At 54.8% G+C, this 24,641-nt stretch carries 17 protein-coding genes and 2 pseudogenes; 8 read left to right on the top strand and 11 right to left on the bottom strand.

Annotation, left to right across the window (positions count from 1 at the left end; translation table 11 throughout):
- Positions 1-163: 163 nt before the first annotated feature.
- A complete protein-coding gene (locus BMY49_RS11525) occupies positions 164-760 on the bottom strand; it encodes a hypothetical protein (RefSeq protein WP_089675620.1) in 597 nt (198 codons plus the stop codon).
- 154 nt (positions 761-914) lie between these two features.
- On the opposite strand from BMY49_RS11525, the gene tnpA reads away from it, so the two are divergent.
- The 5 genes and pseudogenes from tnpA to BMY49_RS11505 all read left to right on the top strand — a co-directional run bounded on the left by tnpA (position 915) and on the right by BMY49_RS11505 (position 6,173).
- Positions 915-1,232 carry an IS66 family insertion sequence element accessory protein TnpA gene (tnpA, locus tag BMY49_RS11520; protein ID WP_062374215.1) on the top strand — a complete coding sequence of 106 codons (318 nt, stop codon included), beginning with the start codon at positions 915-917 and terminating at the stop codon, positions 1,230-1,232.
- The gene (tnpB, locus tag BMY49_RS11515; protein ID WP_089675619.1) at positions 1,232-1,600 is read left to right on the top strand and encodes an IS66 family insertion sequence element accessory protein TnpB; all 369 of its coding nucleotides are present in this window, start codon (positions 1,232-1,234) and stop codon (positions 1,598-1,600) included. The genes tnpA and tnpB overlap by 1 nt, the downstream gene beginning before the upstream one ends.
- Positions 1,601-1,645: 45 nt before the next feature.
- Positions 1,646-3,282: pseudogene (gene tnpC, locus BMY49_RS11510) on the top strand (IS66 family transposase).
- 349 nt (positions 3,283-3,631) lie between these two features.
- Complete coding sequence (locus BMY49_RS17230; RefSeq protein ID WP_143058128.1) at positions 3,632-4,804, top strand: ComEC/Rec2 family competence protein; 1,173 nt, start codon at positions 3,632-3,634, stop codon at positions 4,802-4,804.
- Positions 4,805-4,915: 111 nt separating this feature from the next.
- Positions 4,916-6,173 (top strand): annotated as a pseudogene (locus BMY49_RS11505) (ISL3 family transposase).
- 65 nt (positions 6,174-6,238) lie between these two features.
- Here the strand turns inward: BMY49_RS11505 and BMY49_RS11500 are convergent.
- The 10 genes from BMY49_RS11500 to BMY49_RS11455 form a co-directional block, all read right to left on the bottom strand.
- Complete coding sequence (locus tag BMY49_RS11500; RefSeq protein WP_089675618.1) at positions 6,239-7,651, bottom strand: APC family permease; 1,413 nt, start codon at positions 7,649-7,651, stop codon at positions 6,239-6,241.
- 75 nt (positions 7,652-7,726) lie between these two features.
- Positions 7,727-10,759: a pyridoxal phosphate-dependent decarboxylase family protein gene (locus BMY49_RS11495; protein WP_208596191.1), complete on the bottom strand. Its 3,033-nt coding sequence runs from the start codon at positions 10,757-10,759 to the stop codon at positions 7,727-7,729.
- A gap of 117 nt (positions 10,760-10,876) precedes the next feature.
- Complete coding sequence (locus BMY49_RS11490) at positions 10,877-13,330, bottom strand: hypothetical protein (protein ID WP_089675617.1); 2,454 nt, start codon at positions 13,328-13,330, stop codon at positions 10,877-10,879.
- A 38-nt stretch (positions 13,331-13,368) separates the two neighbouring features.
- Entirely contained in the window at positions 13,369-13,692 is a 324-nt protein-coding gene (locus BMY49_RS17445) for a hypothetical protein (RefSeq protein WP_089675616.1), read from the bottom strand.
- A 32-nt stretch (positions 13,693-13,724) separates the two neighbouring features.
- The gene (locus tag BMY49_RS11480) at positions 13,725-14,786 is read right to left on the bottom strand and encodes a FliC/FljB family flagellin (protein WP_089675615.1); all 1,062 of its coding nucleotides are present in this window, start codon (positions 14,784-14,786) and stop codon (positions 13,725-13,727) included.
- A 272-nt stretch (positions 14,787-15,058) separates the two neighbouring features.
- A complete protein-coding gene (locus BMY49_RS11475) occupies positions 15,059-17,077 on the bottom strand; it encodes a helicase C-terminal domain-containing protein (protein WP_089675614.1) in 2,019 nt (672 codons plus the stop codon).
- A gap of 535 nt (positions 17,078-17,612) precedes the next feature.
- Positions 17,613-18,239: a type I-E CRISPR-associated protein Cas6/Cse3/CasE gene (locus BMY49_RS11470; RefSeq protein ID WP_143058126.1), complete on the bottom strand. Its 627-nt coding sequence runs from the start codon at positions 18,237-18,239 to the stop codon at positions 17,613-17,615.
- Positions 18,240-18,280: 41 nt separating this feature from the next.
- Complete coding sequence (locus BMY49_RS11465) at positions 18,281-19,222, bottom strand: hypothetical protein (RefSeq protein WP_089675612.1); 942 nt, start codon at positions 19,220-19,222, stop codon at positions 18,281-18,283.
- The gene (locus tag BMY49_RS11460; RefSeq protein WP_167359369.1) at positions 19,219-19,893 is read right to left on the bottom strand and encodes a hypothetical protein; all 675 of its coding nucleotides are present in this window, start codon (positions 19,891-19,893) and stop codon (positions 19,219-19,221) included. Before BMY49_RS11460 ends, BMY49_RS11465 begins: the two co-directional genes overlap by 4 nt.
- A complete protein-coding gene (locus tag BMY49_RS11455; RefSeq protein ID WP_089675610.1) occupies positions 19,875-20,957 on the bottom strand; it encodes a hypothetical protein in 1,083 nt (360 codons plus the stop codon). The genes BMY49_RS11460 and BMY49_RS11455 overlap by 19 nt, the downstream gene beginning before the upstream one ends.
- 548 nt (positions 20,958-21,505) lie before the next feature.
- Between BMY49_RS11455 and BMY49_RS11450 the strand changes: the two genes are divergently transcribed.
- From BMY49_RS11450 to BMY49_RS11440, 3 genes are all read left to right on the top strand, one after another.
- On the top strand, positions 21,506-21,895 hold the full coding sequence (locus tag BMY49_RS11450; RefSeq protein WP_089675609.1) for a hypothetical protein: 390 nt from the start codon (positions 21,506-21,508) through the stop codon (positions 21,893-21,895).
- 14 nt (positions 21,896-21,909) lie between these two features.
- Complete coding sequence (locus BMY49_RS11445) at positions 21,910-24,309, top strand: hypothetical protein (protein ID WP_089675608.1); 2,400 nt, start codon at positions 21,910-21,912, stop codon at positions 24,307-24,309.
- A 50-nt stretch (positions 24,310-24,359) separates the two neighbouring features.
- Positions 24,360-24,641: transposase (locus BMY49_RS11440; RefSeq protein ID WP_208596190.1), on the top strand; the 282-nt coding region annotated here is incomplete at its 3' end.

Genomic DNA, 24,641 nt, shown 5'->3' with positions numbered 1-24,641 from the left:
ACCAATGATCCTAAACACCTGCTAGCGATTGCGCCATATCAGCCACCATCACCGTTGTTTTAACCCAGCGAGGACCTGTGTCCGTCGATGCTTGAGAAACCCGGTTTTGCTAGCCAATCAACAGAGGTATCAACAGGGATCAGGCAAGGTGCCAAAACCGCCCTCACACCCTCGCTTTACCAGCAATCACCGCTTTAAACCCGGCGTCTGTGAGTGGTTTCTTTTCAGCATCCACGACCGTTCCGCCAATCCGTGCGAGCTCTTTCGCTAGCTTCACCAAACGCACTAGCTGCAGCTTGTTCGGCGTTGCATTCGGTGATGTTTTGATCATTTTCACCGTCACGCCTTTTATCGGAAAATCACCATTATCCTGGTTGAAAGAGGGCAACGTGCCCGGCGGATAAGCATTAGAAATAAGCAGCGGGTTACGCGGTGAATCACCCGCTAGCGTAAACGTTCTACTGCTGCTCTCATACACTGCACCGGAGGACGCCAGCACAATACTTAGGCGCTCATTGCTGGCCATAGAAGGGTCGTCAAACATCACAAACAGCCCCCATGCACCGGCATTCTCATCCACCAGCTCGGGAGCATCCACGTTAACCTGCCCCTTGGTGGAAACGGCTGAACGGTGCGAAGCGCGGGTGCGAGTGCCTGCTCCATCCCCTTTCATCCATAAATATGCCACCAGCAAGCCACAGTTAAGACTGAACCATATTGCTGCAATTGCAATCACAAGTGTTAAAGCTGTCGTATCCACCGTCGATTCCCTTTGCTAAGTACCTATTCAAAATTAATCGCGCACTCAGTGCCATAACCATCAAGTAGACGGTAAGCGCCCGTAAATCGGCACCTACAGCCCCGCCCTGAAATTGCCCACACTGATTTCCTCATAAACACCAGGAGGAATCAGCATGACACACATCGAACGCAGACGGCTCTGGCAGCAACGTATCGAAGACTGGCAGGCATCCGGTTTGTCCGGCATGGCCTACTGCCAACAGCAGTCACTAACCTATTGCCGCTTTGTTTATTGGCGTAAAAAGCTGACCGAACCGGAGGCGTCGTTTCCGGAGCAACCCGTGTCGTCGCCCGGCTTTGCCAAGGTATCGGCAGTGCCTGGTCCGGAGTCGTCAGAAGGATTAACGGTGTCATTGCCCGGCGGCGTCTCGATCACCGGCCTGCACGCTGGCAATGTGGAGTTGCTCGGTGCCGTGCTGAGGCAACTGTAATGCGCCACCGGTACCTTCGCCCCTCCTGGGACCTGCCGGAGATTTACCTGTATCGACAGCCTGTCGATTTCCGCAAGCAGGCCAACGGCCTGGCCCTGCTGGTTGAACAGGAACTGGGGCACAGCCCGTTCTCCGGAGCGCTTTATGCGTTCACCAATCGGCAGCGCAACAAGATCAAGTGCCTGATGTGGGAAGACAACGGCTTTGTGCTTTACTACAAGTCCCTGGCCGAGGAAAAATTTAAATGGCCGGGCCCGTCGGATGAGCTGATGCCGTTGAACGGCGAGCAGATCAACTGGTTGCTGGACGGCTACGACATCACCCTGCTGCAGGGCCATAAAACCCTGCATTATGAGAGCGTTGGGTAGCACTTTTTAAGTGTGTCAGGGCGTTGTTTTTGCTATCATTTCGCCATGAAAACAACGCTTGATAACACGCCCAAAACACCCGATTTCAGCGGTCTCTCGCCCGCTGAAATGGCGGCGGTTATCAACGATTTGCAGGAACAACTGGCCGCGAAAGAAGCGGCTCTGCAGAGTCAGTTGCAGCAGCATGATGAGGCCCTCCGGCGTCGCGACAATTACATCGCCATTCTCGAAGAGCTGCTGCGTCACAAGAAGATCCAGCAGTTCGCCGCAAGCAGTGAAAAACAGCCCAACCAGATCGTGTTGTTCGATGAAGCCGAGCTGGAAGTGGCGATTGACGAACTACGCGACGAACTCCCCGAGGATGTGGAAGAAGCCGATGCGCCGCCTCGCTCCCGCAAGCGCCGCCAACGCGGCTTCTCCGACACGCTCTTGCGTGAGCGTATTGAGCTGACCCTCAGCGACGACGAGAAAGCCGGCGCCAGCAAGACCTTCTTCACCAAAGTGAAAGAAGAGCTGGAGTATATCCCGGCCCAACTGAAAGTCCTGGAGTACTGGCAGGAAAAGGCGGTGTTCGAACAAGACGGCCAAGAGCATGTCATTGCGGCCGCCCGGTCCAAGCACCCACTGGGCAAGTGCATTGCCACACCGTCACTACTGGCTTACCTGATCACTTCCAAGTACGCCGATGGCCTGCCACTGTACCGGCAGGAGCAGATGTTCAAGCGCCTGGGTCATGACCTGAGCCGCACCAGCATGGCCCACTGGATCATCCGCCTGAACGACGTGTTCAAACCGCTGATGACCCTGATACGTGAAACCCAGAACGGCAGTGACTACCTGCAGGCCGATGAAACCCGGATCCAGGTGCTCAAGGAGGATGGCAAAAAAGCCCAATCGGACAAGTGGATGTGGGTGACCCGGGGTGGTCCACCGGGAAAACCCTCGGTGCTGTTCGAGTATGATCCATCACGAGGTGGCAAGGTGCCGGTGCGCCTGCTGGATGACTTCCAGGGCATCCTGCAAGCCGATGGCTATTCCGGCTATGGGCAGATCCGTGCCGTGAAAACGGCCTGACACACATCGGTTGTTGGGACCATGCCCGGCGCAAGTTCGTGGAAGCCTCCCGGGCTGCGCCAGCCAAGGGCAAAAAAGGCCAGCCATCGAAAGCCGATGTGGCCCTCAGCCACATCCGCAAACTGTACGCCGTCGAGAAAGCCGCGAACGAACTGAGCGACGCCGAGCGCTATCGCGTGCGCCAGGAAAAAAGCCTGCCGCTGCTGAATGCCTTCAAGGCCTGGCTGGATAAAAACACCAGCAAAGTACTGAAGGGCTCGCTCACCCGCAAGGCGATGGATTACACCCTGAACCAATGGGATACCCTGATTGGCTACTGCGAACGTGGCGACCTGAAAATCAGCAACGCGGGTGCCGAGAATGCCATCCGCCCGTTCGCTCTGGGAAGAAAAGCCTGGCTGTTCGCCGATACCTCGCAGGGCGCGAAAGCCAGCGCCACCTGTTACTCACTGATCGAAACGGCCAAGGCCAACGGACTGGAGCCGTCGGCTTACATCCATCATGTGCTGACGCACATCGCCGATGCAGTTACCCTCGAACAACTCGAAACGCTCTTACCCTGGAATGCAGAGCTGCCTGCTTCAAAAAAAGTGGCTCAATACGGTTAGGGCAAGTGGGGCGGTTTAATGGCGCTTACGCATCTACTCCTGGGTAGACAGCTTTGATCGCGCTTGGGAATGGGCAAGTAAGTGCGGCAAAAAAACGCCTTATGTGGTGGGCGCATCCATCGACCCAGGCTTTTGCCTAAACTTAACTGACTACGGCATGACATCAGAGCCAAAAGCTGGGTCTCACTCCTATGCTAAAGTTGATGCTGTTGCTTGATACCACCAGCGACTTTTACTGCTGCGATGAGATTGCATAAGTTTTTTCGATCATATACTCGTGTAAGGCCAGCCGTTATAGCTCACTATTTATTTGGCTCATCATTTAATGAAAAATATTCAAAGGTAATTAATGTTATTTTATGTTGAAAAAGAAAACCTATACCGGCCAACTCACAGAACTTCAAGGAAAACCATTTTAGTCGATACCGCTTCAGTTAAAGATATCCATGAGCTGGAAAAGCGATTTAAACATCAGGGCAGCGATGGAAACGAAGCATCAATGCTCACTATTGAGGTAGCCTCACCGCCATGGAGATCAATGAGAGAAGGGGCTTGGTATGACGTTGATCCAAATATTTTCGCCGATGCTGAATATCGAATGGTTGAATCTGATGAACCTGGCAGTGGCATTATACGTGCTGAAATTACATTTCGTAGATCTCCACCTATTGATTTCTCCCCTTTTTTAGCTTCACCACAGCAAGCTTCCATTCCCAGAATGGGCTGTTTTTCAGGGTTACCACCGCGCGGAGAGCTAGAGCTTGTAGTGATCAACTGTGGCCAAGGCAATTGGAATGAAATTCGCTCAAAAAATCATTTTTTTATTTATGACATAGGTGCTTCTTTACTATTCAATCAAGCTCAAGTGCAAGCCATTGTGGCATCACGGAATCTTGCTGGGGATGGCCGTATTGGGCAAATCACCATAAGCCATTGGGATGTAGACCACTATCGCGCATTATTAGAATTGCGGCCTTCCGACCTTAATTGCATCTCTTCAGTCACTGTACCTAGCCAAATCCCCGATACAGCTACCTATAAACGCACAATACAACTGCTTCAACATCATAGCATTCCGCTTCGAGCTATTCCCCCAGCGCCACGGCCAGCTGGCACCGGGCGAACGATTATACTATGCCCACATCATATTGCTCTCCCATTTCATTTTTATCGGGCTGTACCTGGCCAGTCACGCAACCAAGCGGGAATTGTAGTTGCTGTAGTAGGCTCTAATCGTACAGCGCTCTTAACGGGCGATCACCACTACTCAAAAATTGACTCCGCAGTCTTACCCAATTTGCCTTCACAACCGCTAATACTAGTAGCGCCACATCATGGTGGGGCAGCGGGGGCATTAAGAATGTCAAATTTAAACTCATTCCCCTCTGTTGAGATCGCCATTTCGGTAGGCTGCAATACGTATGGCCATCCTCTAAAAAATGTAGAGAGATTTCTCAGCACATTACAAGGCTCATCGCCAGATAGAACTGACCTAGCAGGATCGCTCACCTATAAACTTTAATTAACTATTTAGCAAGATTAGTCAAGAAATAAAGGCTCTTCGACGTTGGGTGTGGAATTCGCCCCCTGAGCTGGGCCAGAATATGACCTCCACAGCGGCAGGAGGTATGACATGGACGGCACCCAGATTCTAACACTCGGCCTGGGCTTGGAAGCGCCCTGGATCCTCAAGAACCAGTACCTGGATACCGCCGTGTCGCCCCACCGCCTGGACCTCTATGTCGAGGCGGAGCGAGGCAGTCTCTATCCCTGCCCAGAATGTGGTAAGGCCTGCCAAGCTCATGACTTTGCCGACAAAACCTGGCGGCATCTGAACTTCTTTCAGCATCACTGTTACCTGCATGCTCGCGTGCCGCGCACGAAGTGTCCTGACCATGGCGTCAAGCGCATAGAGGTGCCCTGGGCCCGGCCGGGCAGCGACTTTACCCTGCTGTTCGAGCAAGCGGCCATGTCACTGGTCAAGGAGATGCCGGTACTGGCCGTCTCCCGCCAGTTGGAGATTTCCGACAAACGACTATGGCGCATCGTGCACCACTACGTTGGCCGCATGTTGGGGGAACTGGATCTGTCCAAGGTGGTGACGGTCGGCGTGGACGAAACCGCCTCCCGGCGCGGTCATCGCTATGTCACGGTGTTCCTCGACATGCAGCGCAAGCGGGAACCGGTTATCTTTGCCGTCCCAGGCTGCGGCAAGGATGCCATCCAGGCTTTCAGCGCCTTCCTGGCGGCCCATGGCGGCGACCCGAATAATGTGGTCGAGGTCGTCTGCGATATGTCGCCAGCCTTCCTTAGCGGCGTGACCGAGCACCTTCCCAAGGCCGAGGTAACGGTCGACTGGTTCCATATCGTACAGACCTTCACCAAGCGGCTGGACGAGGTACGCAAGAAAGAGCGCCGGGAGCAGGGGCACCCCAAGTCGCTGCGCTGGGCCCTGCTGAAGAACCTGGATAACAAGAACCTGACACCCAAACAGCTTTCGGCGCTCCAGGAGTTGGTGGCCGATCAGAGCGCCACGGCCGATGCCTGGGTGATCAAGGAGAAGCTACGCTGGATCCAGAAGGCTCCAACGCCCAGAGCGGCTCGGTGGCGCATCACGAACTACCTCAAGGTCATGCAGGCGGCGGTGTCTGAAAAGCCACTGCTGAAGCCGATGGGGAAAGCCCTGGCGACGCTTGAGCTGGCACGCCGACGCGGTGGTCAGACGCTGGCTCTCGGGACTGACGAACGCAAGACTGGAAGGAATGAATGGTCTGTTCCAAGCGGCTCGGTCACGGGCACGTGGCTACCGGAACGAGGCCAACTTTATCGCCATGATCTACCTGATTGGCAGCCCGGTGGGCCGCCTATTCGATCAGGCCAAATCCACGTGAAGTGACGAAGAACCCTGATTTCACAATTAATAAACCGAAATCAGCCAATACTGAGCCCGACGTTCTCATGAACCCTTGAAACGGTGCTGATCATTTCGGGCATGTCGCTGCGCCCCGTGGAAATAGAAAGTGATGCCTAAACCTGACCAAACCATTAGAGCTACCCAGGAAGGGAGCCCAAGCGCACCAGGTGACCAAGGTATAATCAGTAGCCCAAGGAAAAAAAGACTACTAATCATACCGATCAATGACATTAGTTTCTTAATAGGCACTAAAGCGCTTGTTCGTACCCGGTCGGCCGTCCATTTTTGACTCTTGTAGGCAGCTGCACAGGTATAAAGGTACGCCACAGCGATACCGATCGAGGCCATATCCACGATCCACAGCAGCACCTCACGACCAAACCAAGGCGCAATTAAGCAAAGGGCACACGTGAAGAATATCCCCGACACAGGCGTTCGGTAAACGGGATGCAAACGTGAGAAAGCCTTGGGGAGATAGCCTTCGCGGCTCTGAGCAAGCAACAGGCGGCTCGTTGAAAGATAAAACCCATTGAGACCGGTTGCGATTCCCATGAAAAGTGCGACGCCCAGAGACAAGAGTCCTATATTGCCCAGAACACCTTGGACGACGGTTCCTGTGCCCCACTCAGGAGACTGAGCGACAAGTTCAGGCCAAGGCATCGCAATCGAAGTCGCCACGATGAGCAAGGCGTAGTGCAGCACCGCCATCGCGAGTGCGGCAATGATCAACGCCAACGCCCTAGCAGGTGGAAAATCAAATTCTTCTGCCACCTGGGGGACACTTTCGAACCCAACATAGGCCCATGGCGCAATGGCTACAATCGCAAAAATTGCAGACCAAGTTGCTTTATCAGGCTGAAAAAGTGGCTGCATATTTTTAAGCGAGGTCTCCGGCGATAGCAGCATTCCGACCGTGACCAGTACAGCGCCAAAAATGAGCAGTAAGCAGAAGACGAACTGGCTTTTTCCTGACAGCTGACCTCCACGCTTATTCAACCATGCAAAAAACACGAGTGCAGTTATGGCGATCGCCACTTCGCCAAAATGTACTTTCCATCCCGCCACTGTGTACATTTCACCAAACGTTGCCACCTGAGGCACAACGAATTTGGCCAGTAAGGCCAGTGCCGAGGCATTCAGTGCCACAATGGCGACATAACCCAGTGTGAGGAACCAACCACAGAAAAAGGCATGCTTCGGCCCGAAAGCAATATGCGCGTAATAGAACCCACCCCCCGCGACGGGATACCGCTTGATAAGCTCACCATAGCTGATGCCTATCACCATCATCAGCAAGGCACCAATCAACAGCCCTATTATCGCCCCCATAGGGCCAGCAACAGCAATCCAGTCGGTGGGAAGCACAAAACTCCCCCAGCCGATAGCAGATCCAAACGCAATGGCCCAGACCCAATGGGGTTTCAGACATTTCTTTAGCTCTGTTGTTGCTTCCATAAACGCTTACCTGCCCGTGTTTATCCTATTGCCAATCTTTTTATACGAGATAGGTCATCCAAGATGTAAAACGCATCAGCAACCTACACCTTCAGCGATAAACCGCCGGATACAAAGTGTCAGTTTCTCCAAGATCAAACGCACTTGACGCAGCTCTTCTTCCAGGTGGTGGCTGTCATGCACGCCATCGTGCCAACCATCGGAAAGAATGCGGGCGCCCATGCTGATACGTAGCGCCGATGTGTGTTTGCCTTCAATCTTGACCGGCTGGCCAATATGGCAACACTGCGCGGCCAGGGCTTTGTCACTTTCTGTTAGTTCTGGGTGATCGCTCATATCGCGGTTGAGCTGTTCGTACAGCGTTTTGACTTGATCTTGGCTCAGATAACGCCCGTGCGCATCGCGCATCAGAAACGGGAAGATACTGCGCCGGGTACCTAGCTCATCCCCGTGCATTTCGGTACGCGCCCACCAGGGGTCGGTGGTATCAAAGAGCGCCTCTAAGTGGGGGTGCTGCCTAATCATCTGCATCACCGCTCGACCAAACCCATCGAGCCCGGCGATGCGTTTGTCTTTAGGCACTTGGTAGTAGCGCTCGGCTTCGGTGAGCGCGGCATACCAGCGTAAGTACATGCCGATGGTCAGGGGCGTGGGCGCATCGGGAAGCAGCGTTTCCCACAACCCTAAATCCGCCTTTGGCAGATAATCGGTCAGGCCGCTAGGCAATTTTTTTCCGCACTGAGATAACCGGTGCGAAAGCGCGTGAGGGAAAATGGCCGCCCCGCTGAAAGGAGGCCCGGTGAAGAACTTGGAGCCCGTCACCAGCACAATATCGCCTTTGGCGAGGTGGTCGCGTAGGTCTTCTGTATCGATGCGCAACTGGCAGGCATCGATAATCACTTGGAGACGTTCGCCATAGCGTTGACGCAGCCGGTCCAATAACGAGGGAGAGGGTGCCCAGCAACCAAACTTGGATTGATCCATGGCATGCAGCATGACCTGCTGACCCTTTTCCATTTCCTCCGCCACCCTGACTTCGATACGTTCATCCATTTCCTGCAACGTATAGAAGCGTCCATCGTCAGCTTTGAAGGGGATACCCACATACCCGATAGGCGGCATGCCTGCCAAACGTTCGCCTTTAGTCACCGTATGCCCCAGGCACGTTGTGGCATCGAAGTGGCAACCCGTCACCGAAAACGGCGTGCCGCTACCGGTTTCATCCGCCCCACACACGATGCTCACCCACTTGCCTTGCACCGCAGTGGTCATGGCCGCGACCACGTGAAGCTGTGAATCGGTGCCTGACGGTGAGAGATGCAGGTCGGGCTTCAGGTCCGCAATACCCAGCATGTTGGCCATCTTCGCCTCCAGCGCGCGACAGTGATCAGCCAAGGGGGTAACGTCATTGGCATGAACACAGTCATGCAATATCTGCTGCCGATAGGCATCAGCCGCTTGATACGCCGGAGTGGAAACGGAGGTGGCGGTAGACGACGCAAACGTAAAGGCATTATCGCGAGGGGAAGGCGAACACCCATAGCGGTTAAGGCCAGTGTCGGGATCGACCAACAACCGCGCATCACCGCCTTGCATCAAGTGCCAGTGGGTCGGCTGTAACAGCGGAGCAAAGTGTGTATCGATGCGCCGCCCTAGTTGCTGAATGGCCTCGGCAAGTTCCGTCATGTGGGTCATCTCGGTTCGGTGGTTCACAATCGCGATTCGGATGGCTAGCTGGCCGTGAAGCGTGGTGGTCGAAGGGGCCGCCACCCCTTGTAATTGAAGTTGCGTGACGATGGCTTTATTCAGCGCATCAAGGTAACCCACAGGGGGCTGCCCCCCTTGGACACCAAGTTGGCATCGAAGCGGCACATAGCGACAGCAAACAATGTTCAGGGGCACCGGCGCCAATCGTTCCAGCGTGGATATCTCATCGACCTGTTTGGCGGTCGCCTGCGCCAACTGACAGTGTTTGCGCACGACCGCCGCCATGCGTTCGGCACCCAACCCTTGGAAGGTGAACCACACTTTGAGCGCCAAAAAACCGCGCGATAACTCAGGCCCCAAGTCACAAAACCACGGGGCACCGGCAGAAAGCCCTACTGCATCGGATGCAAGGTATTCTTTACGCTCAGAAAACGTGGCCTGATGGGCCTGGGCATCTTTGACCAGGAGTCCGCCCACGGCATAAGGCACCTGAAACCATTTGTGGAAATCAAAGGCAATCGAGTCGGCGTACTGAACGCCACTCAAGGACGCTTGGTATTCTTCGAGCAGCGCCACGGCCCCACCAAAGGCGGCATCGATATGCAACCAAAGGCTCTCTTGTTGGCAGAGGGCATGAATCGCATCGATATCGTCAATGGCACCGGTATTGACCGTACCGACCGTGGCAACCACGCAGAAAGGGTGTGCCCCAGCGGCGCGATCAGCGGCGATCTGTTCCGCTAAGGCGTGGGTATCCAACGTGAAATCATCATTGACGGGAATGGCACGCAGGGCATTACCGCCAAGCCCAAGTAGCTGAAACGCTTTGAGCACCGAGTTATGACTTTGCGACGAGCAGTAACCGACCAAAGGCGCTGTATGACCTTGCAGGCCTTGGGTTTTCATGGCGGGGCCTGCCGCTTCCTGGCGAGCCACCGCCAGAGCTATAACCGTCGCCATGGAGGTACCCGAGGTGAGCAACCCTGAGCTGTTCGCGGGAAAGCCGAACATTTCCCGGCTCCACTCCAGCACTTGGTGCTCTACCTGATGGGCAATATGATCACGCCCACCGCAGTTGCTGTTGAGCAGTGCCGCACAGAGCTCGCCTAACGCACCATAGAGGTTGCCACCGCCATGCACCCAGCCAAAAAAGCTAGGGTGGGTATTGCCATTTCCATAAGGCAGCAGCTGGTCGCAAAACTGATCAAGCAATTGCTCCAAGGGCCTGGGGTAGGCTGGCAAGGATGCTTGGAATACCGACTTGATGCCTTCCGGCGCCGGCCGCCAGACAGGCTGTTCTTCTAGCGTTTGATAATGCACGAAGCCAGCGCTCACGGCGCGGTGGAAGGCGCTTTCCAGCGCCTGCCAATCTTTAGGGTCAAGCGTCAGTGGCGTGCTCATTTGTCAACCTCACCTACCACGATGTTGTGCAGGGTGTTCTGACCGGCTATGTGCCGTGCGTCGGCGCAGTGAGGCATGGTGAGCTCCAGAGTCGCACGGCAACGTAGCGAGTGGTCGTCAATGCGCGATATCGACTTGGGAATCGTGCTCGTCTTCATGTAGGGCTTCCTGAAGGGGAAGGTAGCCACGTGCCTGCAGGTACGTATCGGCGAGAGCCGTGTCATGCTGGACCAACAATCGGTAGGCTAAGTCATGAATGCCAAAAGCTGTGTCCAAAATAAAGGCCAAACGCTTGCATTGATTGTCGCTAAGCCGTTCGAAACGAGCCGCATCGGGTATAAACAGGGCCTCCGCACTCACCAGCTGTGTAGACTGCGGCGCTTCGATATCTGCTCTCTCGGGTAGCATGCTGCGGTGGCGCGGCTGATAGAAGCGATAGAACGTGAAGCCATGCCGGCTTGCCCAATGGCTCACTTCCGCTAGCGTTGGCTGGCGCTCGTGGGTAGGCGAGAACGCCACGCCGATTTGCAGCAACAATGTATCGGCGAGCGCATTTACGCCATTCTCCAAAATGGTGATCGCGTCTGAGAACTCATCCAGTATCAGCCAATCGAGACTCTTCAGGCCTTCGATATTATCCAGTGCCACTGTATTGATTGGGACGCGAGCGAGTACTCGCGATCCTTCACGAAGGCCTTCCGGCAATCGCTCGGGAGGCAATGGTGGCAGGGACGCGCTCAGCGTCTCATCGAGCGTATGGTACAGCGTAGTCTGACCGCCGTTGCCTAGTAGGGCATGGGGAATATGCTGGAACTCTTCGATATTGCCAACATCGTGTGAGTTGACTCGTGCGGCGGGGTCGAACGAGACAATGGCCAACGCATTGGTATCGACCCATTGCCGAAAGCATGGGTGCCGCGGGAGATAAGCCGCGTTGTCCAATACTACTGCCCGCCCCGTGAACTGCCAATCGAACGGGGTCAGGTCTTCAGATTGGGGGAGCTCTTCAGCGGGCTTGCCGGAGTGTAAGGAATACGCCCAAGGCTCCACCCCAGCCCGTGCGGCAAACATATCATGTGCGGCGTGAATAGCCCGGTAAGACGCATCGTACTCCGGCGTGCCCTGCGAAAGCTGATCAAGAAAGTTGCGCATCGCCGGATTCGTTTCAAACACGACCAGCCTGTCGGCATTGCCTGGCTCTGTCAGCACGGCAAAATCGACCCCCAGGTAATCGACGCCGACATCTCCCAAAGCGTTTTCCAACGCCTGCCACTGGCCTTCAGGCAGCATATCGGCCGGGGCGGCAAAATAGTCCCGCTCCCACTCGTCAATCAACCAGGGGAACCGTTTCACCGTGGGCTTGTGCTCGGGCATGTGCACGTTCCAATCGCCGTGCCCAAAGCGTACGTGCGTCGGGTAAAGCTGGCCATTAATCCAGAAAGCGCGGTACTTGGGGTACAACCGCGCGCCCGGTGCCCGCGGGTGGTCCAGCCCGCTGTCGTGATACTGAATGCAGTACAGCGTTTGCGGCGCCTCGGCCAATAATGCGTCGATATTGGCAAAGTCGTGGTGCTCCACGTCTTCTACCTTATGCATCAGCTTACCGTTCTGGTAGCCCGCGACCCGCACGATTAACGGCAGCGCTAAATCATGGGCGTGCAGCGCCTCGCGGATGGCGTCGCGGCAATTCCCCGTTACCCCTTCCAGCTTGATGCTACGCGGCAGAATGATCTCCGGGTGATCTTTAAAGCGCGCATAGTTGCCTTCCCGGGAAGCGCCCAGCACGGCTTGCGGCGAGTTAATCACGGGCTTGTTTAGCCGCTGGCAAATGCGCTCAGCCAGCCCAAGCGCATGTTCACAGCGCTCAGCATCGGTAATGTTATTATAAACAACATCAACGTCCGGCAGTTTGCGCAACGTCTCCGGGTGGTTATCCAGCTCATCCACGTAGAACACAACACGCTGTACGTGCACTGCATCCAGCAGCCCCGATAAATTGTTGTGCCCTTCTCCCAGTTGAATCGCAAATTCTTTGCGATTGAGTCCCCAATCAGTGGAATACGCTGACTGCAACACCAGCACACGCAGTTGAGTCTGTTTTGTGCTTAAGTTGGCCGCAAAAAATGGCTTTTCCAGTACGGCCTTATGCCGCCAAGCCTCTGCTTCTGTTTTAGCACCATTGGCAAAGCACAATGCAGCCAGCAGGCGCTTGGTTTCTGTATGTTTGGGCGCTAATTGATGGCAGCGCCGTAGCGCGCCCAGCGCCGCACGGTCGTGGCCCAGCCGGGCGTGCTGTTTAGCCAAGTGATAAAACAGAGTGAAGTCGTCGGGCCGCAGATAAGAGGCCTCCACCAAGGCATTCAGCGCTTTTTGCGGCTGCTCAAGCTGTGCATGGGCATAACCACGCAAACACTGCGCCTCAGCATTGCCGGGTGCTTGGGCTTCCACCGCGTCAAGCTGCTCCAGCGCGGCTTCCCACTCGGCCTTGTCACTGGCCTTCAGCTTATGGCGAATGGCCTCAAGCTCGGTGTCTACATTGTAAGCGGGCGATGCCACATCTTGGGTTGTCATGCACAGTGCTCCTGAATAGCAGTGAAATGGCCCGAGCGTCAGCCGCGCCTGCTTTGATCCATGAGGGAAATAGTAACTGGAAAGCTCACCGGCAAAGCGCCAAAAAACGCCAAAAAAGCGAGGTTATCGATCGGGGCAGTTGCGCTTGTCGTGCTTGTAGCTATTGCAAATGCTGCAACGCCGAGCATTCGGGCACGTTTGAATATTGTGCCCGATTCCGCCGCAGCCAGAACAGCGCGCGGGCTGTGGGCAGTTTCTTTTGTCATGGCTGCCTGAGCCACAAATAGTACACGCCATGAAAACCAGCTCCTGACTATCTTGCTGTTATAAACATTAAAAACGGGGCCTTTCGGCCCCGTCATTACTTACCACTTCAGTCTTGCCAGCTAACCAATTAACCCAGCAGAGACAGGACGTTCTGCGGAATCTGGTTGGCCTGAGCGAGGACAGAAGTACCAGCCTGCTGCAGAATCTGGGACTTGGTCATGTTCGCCACTTCAGTGGCGTAGTCTGCATCTTCGATGCGTGAGCGGGCGGCAGAGAGGTTGGTCTCATTAGTGCTCAGATTGGTGATCGCCGACTCGAAGCGATTTTGCACAGCACCGAGGTCAGAACGGAAACTATCGATGGTCTTCAGCGACTCATCAATGTTGTTCAGCGGTGTCAGGCCGGCCGCGTTTGCTTCAGCTTCAGTCATGGCGTCAGCGTCTGCTGTTACTGTTACTGTATCAGCATCGCCATCGTATGCCACGGCTGTTTCGAAGAACTTTCCATCTTCAGTCTGGATGTATGCAACATCTGCATCGCCATCATTGACTGTGACAACTTTGGCATTAGCAAGCGCGCCATCGCTGTTATCGTTGATGACAAGCTCGGAATCAGCAGTTGCAGCATCATCCGCGGTTGAACGGTCATACGCTTTCGGCAGGTTGGTGACGTCCAGGTCACTCAGTCCCAGTTGTTCGGAATTGGTTTGTTCCAGCTTGACGCTAATAGTCTCACCGTCGTTGGCGCCGACCTGAATGGAGATGCTATCGTCCTTGGAGAGCACCTTGACGCCGTTGAAGTTGGTCTCATCAGAGATACGGTCAATTTCAGATGTGCGCTGGTCAATCTCATCCTGGATGGACCGAAGATCATCAGTAGAGTTGGTACCGTTTTGCGCCTGAACGGTCAGTTCACGGATGCGCTGGACGTTATCGTTGATCTGGTTCAGTGCGCCTTCGGCGGTCTGGGCGATGGAGATGCCGTCGTTGGCGTTACGCTGAGCCTGAGACAGACCGGTGATCTGTGCGCTCATGCGGTTGGCGATGGCTTGACCGGCCGCATCATCCTTGGCGCTGTTGATACGCAGACCAGAGGAAAGCCTTTCCATGCTGGTTTGTAATGCGTTTTGGCTCTTGCTCAGATTAGACTGGCCAATCATGGAAGTAATGTTGGTATTGATCACTGACATGGGGTGATTCTCCTTGCGTTAACACTGGCCTTGAAGGCCCGCTTTTCGGCCACTGTGTGCGCCGTTGTATTAGTTAACGGCGCGGCGCGGGGAATCTTTAGGGCTTGTGGTAAAAAAAGTTGTAAAACTTGGTAACAGGAACTGTAGGTTTTTCATTACAGGGTGTGAGGCTGCTTCAAAACCCGAGATCGCCGCGCTTCGCTCGCGATGACAGAGGAGAGATTGCTTCGCTGCGCTCACAACGACAGGTAGTAAGCTGTTCTATTATCGCATTATAGAAGCGCGGTGAGCGCTGGGGCATTCAGTGACTTAACCGTTTGCTGCCCACCGGGTTCTTCTGCCTGTTGATAGGCGGCGTAAAACCGTGCGGGTATTGCCCCTAGCAGCACCTGTTGGGTGTGTACGCCCTGGCAGGCAGCGGTGCCAGATGGCCTGGGAATGCGCGGTTCTAGCAGGGTGATCAGCACATCATCATCAGGATGGCGAATGGCCCGGCCTAACCCTTGGCGTAGTTTGTGCAGGGTGCGCACGGTGCTTTTGCGCATCAGCGCACCTTTAGCAATATGGGTGGCGTCAGCTGCAGTTACTTGGCGGTTGATCAGCATTTGTTCTACTAGGTATTGCTCTACTTGGCTGACCATGGGGCGGGGGTTGCGTAGCACTACCACGTGCTGCCAATACGCTTGATTGCCTTCACGGCTGGGCGAAAGCCCTTCCCACCCGGCGGGCGTTAGCAAAATGGCCTCATTCGTTAAGCTTGCCACCATATCACTTAGCCCGCTACCTGGGTGATGCGCTACGAGCCGTTGGGCATGTTCACGTGGCCAGGCAGCTTCCAAGGCCGCTACATCTGCATAGCTGGCACATAGCACCAGCGTGCGCCCTGGCTGGTCGGTGATATAAGGCAGCACTTGATGGCAATAATTAGCAGCTAGCTGAAAACGCTCATCCTCTTTCTTCACCAGGGGATGCGGCAGGCCACGGGGTAAGCGAAAGCGCAGCGTGCCAAACGCCTGGGCTTGAAAGCTGCGCTGCAACCCACTGCGCGGGTGGGTAACGGGCAGCTGTAGGCGGCTGCGCATATAGCGAAAGTGCGGGCTTTCACCGGGTGCATGGTCTAGGTCTGACAGAGTGGCCGATGTCATTAACGTTGCCCGCGCCTTCGCCCCGGCTTTTAAGCTGGCGGCGGCACTGGGCGCATGGGCAACTACACCGGGCAAGCCGCGCACGGGGGAGTAATCCAGCACTAGGTAGCGGCTGGCTTCCCGCAAACGCATGGCAATACTCTCAACACGCTGGCGTACGTGCCGCCACTCTTGCCATAGGGCAGGAGTATGGCTGTGTTCACGCAGGCGTAGTTTTAACAGGGCGGTGACGGCGCACTGCAGTGCCTCTGCTTGGTATTGGGTGGGGCGGTGGGCATGGCCTGCGCGGTCACTGTCGGTCATGTTATCTAGCAGGGTTTGCCACTGCTTGGCGACGCGGTGCTGTTTTAGTTGCGAGAGCAGCTGCGTGGTTGTGTGTAGCGAGACGCGGTGGCTGAGCAACGCTTCGGCAATTTCAGGGTAGTGCTCGGCTTCATCCAGCAGCAGCGCGTAAGGGGCGGCGGCTTGGGTAATATTGCCTTGCGTTATTAGGTCTACCGCTAGCAGCGCATGATTAATGATTAGCACATCGCTTTGCTGCGCCGCTTGCTGCTGGGCATCTACGTTTTCGGGTAGCGGGTCGTTGGGGCGCAGGGCAATATCTGACAGCTGACAGCCTTCTGGCAGCAGTGCGGTGTCTAGCTCTAACAGGCAGCCATCGCTTTCCATGGCCCATTGGGCTAACTGGCGCTGGGCTTGGGGTAGCCGTGGGCTTTTTAACGCTGCTTCTAAGTTGGGTGCACCTAATAGCAGCGCCAGCCGTTCCGGGTTTAAGTAGTTTTCGCGCCCCATGCGTAGGGAAAAGGTAAGCGGCGGCAACCCGTTGTGGTGCAGGTAATCACGCACAATGGCGAGGTTATCAGGCTGCAGAAGTTGGCGCTGTAGCGCTCGGGAGTGGGTCGACACAATAGCGCGGCGTGACGCCTGCTCGCCGCCCATTAGCTTGCCTTTTGCTACCCAGTCTGCCAGTGCCAGCTGGTAGGCAATCGACTTGCCGATGCCGGTGTCACCCTCAACAAAATGGATTTTCCCTGTTTGCGCCAGGCCGTCAATCAGCGCCTCCGCATAGGCTATTTGCACAGAGTTACGCTTGAAGCCTGAACGCTTGGGCAGTTGGTCACTGAGGTAGCTAAGAACCGGGTGCATGGGCGAGGGTATCTAAAAAGAGGAGAAAGCGAGCGCCCCAGCCGACTGAGGCACCGCCGTTACCTATGCTGCTTGCAACACTTTCTTCAACTCTATTCCCGCAAGGGCGAGAGTAACAGACGTTCCATAGAAGTCTGCAGACCGTTGCAAACACGTCCGCAAAGGCGGAACGGCGTCATCATAGCATTGACATCCTCCGACCACTAAATCAGAGATTGTAGTGGCGGATTCCCAGGTCGTTACCTCCCTGGTTTCTGCTTCCAAGACGACTGCCCGAGGGAATGGCTTGGTTATCGCCGTAAAGTCCCAGTGGGGATTTTTACGGTGACGAACCAACGCCTATCCCCCAGGTCTCACATCGTCTCCACAGACGTCACTTTCCGAGTGCCCCTCGGTAGGTCGTGTTGACATCAGCAGTATAGCACTGTGCAAATCAACAGCAAGGGCATCCGGTGGACGCCGCGCTATTCATCTCCACCCAATGCGGTGGCTTGGATGGAGTATTCCGCGCTTTTCGATAAATAGTGACTGCACTCTAGGCAGATGGGCAAGCGCATAGCATCCCCATGCCATAAGCACGCAAACGGGAAACCCCTTGCAGCCAGGCAGCAGCGGCGAGCGTCGCATCTACCACGGTGGCTTGTGCGCGCACGCTGACAACCGTGTGCTGCGTCGATGAGTGCTTTAGTGGCCAGCGGCCTTGGGGGTAAAAACACAGGCTTTCAGGCGCTAACGCCCACCCTTGGCGCTGCATACGTTCGGCTACCAGATGCTCCCAGCGCTCACGCGGGGCCAAGGTATGCTGGCTGCGGGGTAGCCGTTCACCGCTGGGCGATAGGCGAGTAGCTACCGTCGGCACCCAGTGCCACTCCAACGCCAGCGTTGTGCCTGGAGTGAGGCTTAACACACGTTTTTCCGCATGCGGAAAAGGAACCGCTGAGCGAATTATAAAAAGGTGCTGGGTTTTGGTTAACGCTTGGGCACGAAATACAAATGGCCGTTCCTGCTGCGGATAGTGGGCATCACCGCTAAACAGCTGCCAAGCGGTGCGGTGGTGGTTATCCAGCGTTACCGATTGGCCAGGAGGGTTGCCTGGATGACACAGTGCACTGGCTTCGTAGTAATACACCTGCATAGCGTGGGGGATTCCCTTCTCGTTCACGGTTCTGTTTTTGCTGATTGGCTGGCATATAGGCAGCGGCGCTAAAACAGCGTGCCCTGCTCAGGCTGATGGCTGGCTGCCTTTGCCAGGTTAGGCGCTGCCGCAGCGGGGAATGCCGTTTCGCAATAGGGTAGCAGCTGCTGCCGGTAAGGCATGAGTATGCCCAGCACCGCTGGCAGCCTGAGCCTGCTGTAAGGGTCGGCAGGTAGTGCCTGCAGCAGCGCGGCGGGGTCGGGCACTTTTGTTAGCCACTTGGCGAAGGCTTCTTCATCGCGGCGGCTTTTTGCGGCATCTAAAATGGGTGACCAGAAGGCAAGGCGGCCTGCCTGGGATTCTATGCCTTGTTCGCTCACCACGTTGGCGGTGCATATAATGGCGTGTAGGTCTAGCACGCTTACGCCGTTCTCACTGTTGCACCAAACTTCATGAAGTGAGTTAGTTGGCATTAGCTGCCGCATCAGGCCATCAGCTTTACGGCCCCAGTTTTCGATGTATACAAAGCCATCTTCTAGCGGCGCTAAAGCGCCTTGCACTAACAGCTGAATAAGGCGGGCAAGCGGTTTTTCAGTGCTAAGCCTGCCTTGCTGCCCCCACTCGCCATGTTGGTATTTCTCATGTAGCTTGGGCGGCAGCGTTAGGTATAGCTCCGCCTGCGGAGTGACGACCCCTCCTGAGCCTACCAACATGCCCAGTTTTCCGTAAATCTCGGTGCTGGTGTTACCGGTGATGTTCATACGCTCTATTCCCAGCATCACTTCGCTGGAGATGCGCGGGGTATAGCAGGTTAGGCAGAGGTACTCGGTTTCACCGCTTTTTCCGTAGCGATATTCAGCCGCTTGAAACGGGGCCTCTACCTCTGCCCAGCGCCGTTCGCAGCAAGCACAGCTCGGTGTTTTCGGCGTAAGAGTGACGTGCTGGCTGTGTTGGCGTAACGCATGGGTTGCTTGATAAAGCAGCTGATATGCACGGTGCCTGGGGTTCATGCTATGACCTCCCGCAAAATACGCGGTGGCCGATACACAGGCTCATCATCACCTAGCGGCAGCAGACGTAGGTGATCTTTTTGAGGGGTGTAACCCATGCCTTGATGCATATCAGCACTGCGCCAACTGCGCTGCCGCCAGCGCTCTTCCGTGTGTGGTTGCGTGCTCATCACGCTGACGGCCCCCTGCCCTCGCGTATAGCCGATACCGATGTAGGGGATCTCACTCAGTAGGTCTACACAGGCGTTGGGGTCGCCTTCTGCATAAAAAATCAGATAAGGGCAAAGCCGGCCCGGGTGGTTTGTTAGCTTGGGCGCCCAGTCGCCACCGTCGATCCGAAGCGGAGCGCGCACGTTGCGTGCAGCCAATAGCGGCAGGGATTGGAGGTGCGTCACCATCCCCACGCTATGTGCTTCAAGCCCTGCATTTGGCGTGACGCCAAAAATCAGCTGAGACGCTCGGTAGGCACCTTGCTCCGCATCATAAAAAAGGGGCAAGGGGTGTTCGGTTGCCCAATCGAGCGCGCGGCGACAGGCGGCTTCGTATAGCAGCGTATCAAGACGTGGCACAACGTTAGGCAGTATCAGCGGCGTATGTAGCTGTAGCATCAGCTTAAAGGGTTGCCGCAGCGCTAGATCTGGCACAGTGCCCATCACGTTGACTGCTTCCACCGTTGGCGCGCTGCTTGGCGGCTAAACAGGGTAAAGTCATACGTCGGCAGCGCCGTTTTAAATGCTTGCCAAGCGTGCTCTAGCTGCTCGCCCTCTAGCGCTATGCCCATGTCATCTAAACGTACGGTGCCGATCGGTTCTGCTTGGCGCTCGCCGGGTAAACGCTGCATCACTTGCCACTCTGCGCTAATAGCACCAAAACCGTTCGCCAAGTGACCGCCTAGGCGTGGGCGATGGGAGAACTCTGCTAAACAGTGTAATAGCAGCCCCAGCAGGCTGGCTGAGCCTTCCACCAGCCGTAAGCGACTTTGTAACTGGCTGCCAGGCGCAATGGCTTCATACCCCGGCAGCGGGTGTTTGATGGATTCCTCTGCCCCGCTGCGCTGCTTGCGTAGTGCCTTCTCTTGCGCCTCTAAATCGCGAACCTGCTTTGCAAACGCTTGCCTGGCGGCCACCTCTTCAGTTTTACGCGACTCGGCCTTAATGAGACGCACCTGCTCGCGCAGCGCTTCAATTTCCACCATGCTTTCTTGAGTGTTGCGCATATCCTCTAACAGTGCGGCCTGCTCATCAGCACTTAAGTAGGTTACGAGGCGCGGGTCGTGTTCAAACTGATCATGACGGGCACCTTGGCCTGCGGTAATGATATTGCTCTGGCTAGTGAGTAGCGGCCCGACCTCTAAATAACCCGCCAGCTTCCAGCGCCCAAAAAGGCTCATAAAGGGATTGGCGTCTCGCAGAAAGGCCTCTGCACGCGGGTCGTGGCTGCGGCCAACGGCTTCGTTATTAATATCACGGGTAATATCTATTCCCTCACCCAGCATATACATCTGTGCGCGATTAAAAATGAGGTCTTCTGGCTGGTTGTGACACGCGGCCAGCTCGCGTATCAGCATCTTTAAACCCGCTTTACGCAGCGGCCCACGAAGCGTGCCTCCATTCAGAAACACCTGCCCGTGCGGCGTGCGCGGCAGCCGCTCATCCAAACCAAAATAGCTTACGTTGAGCGGGGCTTCCGCTGTGATATAGCCAGAGAGCTGGTAGGCCAGCGGGGTGGTGTTCATGGGCAGTCCTGTACAGGTGTAAAGCGTCGTTGCAATGATGGCATATTGCTTTAAAAAGTGCAGTCCTTAAACAGTTTAAATTCTCTCTATGGCATCTTCATGGATAACTTTTTTAAATTGACTTCAATTATATAAAGGCGTGTTTAAGGACTCTTCCACATAGATAACCACCCGCTGAACACCTTGTAGAAAAAACTTAACCATGGAGCCTCTATCAACAAATAAATAATTGAAGTCAATTATTTATAAAAACACATCAAACTTAAGAAACAAAACCCCTCCATGGCGCATTCATGCATAAATTTTTATAAAAAAAGGGGTTGCGCCGATTAAAAAACAAGGTAACTATATAATAAGGCAACGCTTAAAGGCATGCCTCAAGAGGGTGAACGACGGTGCACAACGCATATAAACCAGGTGTCTTAATGCTAAAAGAGTGTGGTTCAAGGAGGGTCTCACTATCGCGTATCGAGGTCAGCCGATATTTATCGCCCCAGGTGCGCCGCGTTTTGTTAGCTCGTACCCCTTTTTTGAAGGAGCTCCAGGACATGACCGATGAGGCGCTAAAGGCGTATCTCATGCAGCACCCGCCGGTGGTTTACGAAGCGAAAAGAGGCGAACATGGCGATCCGCTGTTTTGCCTTGCCAACCTGAATGCCCTGTATATCGCGAAAAACCGTTTTCGCGACAGTGAAAAAGTGCGCGTAACACTGGTAGAAGCACCGCTTAGTCAACAAACAAATGTGGCTGCTCTGTTTTTCGCGTTATCTGCGGAAGCGTGCCATGCACTCTCTCCTAATGATGCGGGGCATTACTTGGCTGCTCTATGGAATGAGCTCATGGCTGCTCAACCAGCATTATTAATGAATGTGTCTGAACGTTTCAGCAATAAGACTGCTTTCTGTGATGCTTTTGGTCTTAATCGACGACTGTATTAGAGGCGACTGACTTCATGGATGAACGCGCTAAATATCTTGAGCTTTTAGAAGAAATTCTTCAGCCACGGCACGATTATTTTGGTATAGAAACAATAAAACCGCTTCTGATCCAAACGATCGAGTATTTAGCCAGTATTGGTGACGACTGCTGGGATTTATCAGCACTCTCCGCGTTGGCAAACGCCCTGCATAACGGTCAACTGATATTAACGTCACAATCAGGGAGTGGTGAAAAAGGCATTCATGGCACAAACCCTATCCATGGCGCGTTGTTGAAACTTGCTAGCTCAAAAGTACCGACAGAAAAGCTGGGCGAACGACTCACGCTGCTCGCTCACATCATTAACGTGGCGTTTCAGTGGCGCCTGGATATGCGAGCGGCCCAGGATCAACAAAGTTTTACGGAACAACGTGAAAAGCGTCTCAAGCCGACTACGTATCTTAAAAACCTAGAGGCAGCTTGCAAGGTCATACGGCGCATTGAAGCAGACTGGATTGACCTCCTCACCCCTTTAGACCAGCCGACTATCAAAATCAGCATATGCTGCGATGCGTATGACGTGGACGAGGATAGCCAGCAAGACGATATTTACATTCAGGAATTAGGCCGTTTTTTCGCCTATGGGCTGAATAGGCGGCAACCGCGACGCGGGTACCAAGAAAAAGCAGAGCATCATTCACAAAAAAGACCCAGCGTTCAGCGTCAACGGCTTTTCGATAATGATCCGGACGAGCGCTGGGAAGCAACGGCTGCTTCAGTCTTAACACTCGGCCCAGATATCAATGAAGACGCCGAAAGTACGCTGCGTACCGCTGGTTTATCCATCACCGAAGAGCGCTCATCTACTGAGCTTATTCAAAGCGATAAGCCTGTTAAAACAGAAAAGGGCGACTCCTCTTTACAGGCGGTATTTCGTGCCCACAGCCAGCAGGTCTTTCAAGATAAAGCGGCGCAGCTGCTGCCAGGGCGGTGGGAGCAGCTGAGTACGTTTGATCTTTACCAGCTTATTCGGCGGTTGAATCAATTAGATGCAGGCCAGCGCCGCCGCATTGGGTGCGTCATCGGGTTACTGTTAGCCACCGGCCGCGGCCTGAGCAGTGTATTGGACGCTCAGGTGTTGCCGATGAAAAAGAAAGCACCTAGTACTCTCAACGAACACTCCATCATCGTTATGCATGGTGACAGCCCTGGGTGGCTATCTGGCATTTTGCGGCCCGAAAGCAGTCGTCAAATGACGGGGGAGTGGCCGAAGCACATGCGTACGACTCAGGCATCGTTGACACTGCCAGTCCCCGCATTCAGCTGGCAGCTGATAGAAGCACAAGCGTCATATATTGTGCGACGCGTCAGGAAGCGTGCACTCCCCCTCTTCAATAAAGATGGCAGATCAGAGCTGGAAAAGGATGTAAAAGAACTGCTTTCTACTATCAATCGAAAAACAGGCGCTCGACTAACCGCGCACCGGTTAGGAGCACACCTTTTCAATATGCTCAATACGGGCGATGCGGATTTGACAGCCGCTTGCCTGATCACGGGGCGTATGCCGTCGTTCGGCCAGCAAACGTCTTTGTATTACTACGCGCCCAGCACAAGCTATATAGAGCAGCAGTATGTCGAGGCCATGCGCGAGATTGAGCAGCAATGCGCCATCTCTTCGCCTAAATCCGATGGGATTAAGCCCGTCTGTGCAGCTGCCAACCTCGCTCCATTTGGCAACCCTCACTATGTAGGCTCCAAGCTGGTACCTAAAACGACATACGTCAGCGAGCTGGTTGCTACCCTGCAGCATCGCGTCAAATCCACTAGAAGGGGCGTGCAACCACTAGAACTGTTCACAATGCACAACGCCTACGTTGCCTATACCGTCGCTATGCTGATGTTTTCGACCGGTTACCGCAGCATTCGCGACCCACTGCCAAAGTGGAAAAATATTTCTTTATCACGGCGCATGATTGTCATCGCAGATAAAACGGATGATCAGCAAAGCCACGCCCGTTTTCTGCCACTCACCAGCCTCATGGTTGAACAGTTGATGTACTACCAACGTCATCGCACGGGTCTGCTAGGCCGCTTGGAGTTTTATCTTAAGAAACAGTGGGAGACGCCGTTTATGTTTTTAAACCAATCCGGCACGCCGCAGGAAGTGACTCCCTCTAGGCTGGAAGAGCATCTGCAATGGCGAGACACACCCCCGCTCAATATCAACCGTCACTATTTACATACTCAGCTAAAAGAGAGCGGCTTAGCGTCTGAAGTAGTGGATGCGTTTATGGGGCATTGGGATGCGGGGCAGGCACCGTGGGACAACTACTCAACATTTTGCCCCCGTGAGTACTGCGCGCTTATTGCCCCTGTGATTGAGAAGCTAATGAAAGCGCAAGGCTGGAAAGCCTTAAACCCGCCTTATTCATGAGACCGGCCTGAAAACGAAGATAGCGGATGGTATCCTCTTGAAAATTCAGTGTGTTCCGCCAAGAACCTGATCCAAGGGAGCCATCCGCTATGGGTGAAAGCCTATCCACCTGGACGCCCTCGTGCAACGGCTCTGTCCGTGTCGAGCTGAGCGGCCACCGCACCACCAGCGACAGCGGCGCTTTGTTGCTGCGCGAAGCCCTCGACAGTAGCGGCGTGATCGAGGCGCTCGGCGACAACCTGGTCGATGCGCGTCATCCGCTGCGCATTCGCCACTCGCTGACCAGCCAGATACGCACTCTGGTGCTGCAGCGGGCGATGGGCTGGATCGAT

The organism is Vreelandella aquamarina, from assembly GCF_900110265.1.
Lineage (GTDB): Bacteria > Pseudomonadota > Gammaproteobacteria > Pseudomonadales > Halomonadaceae > Vreelandella > Vreelandella aquamarina.
Note: the sequence above shows the minus strand (reverse complement) of the source record. Positions and strands in the feature narration are given on the sequence as shown.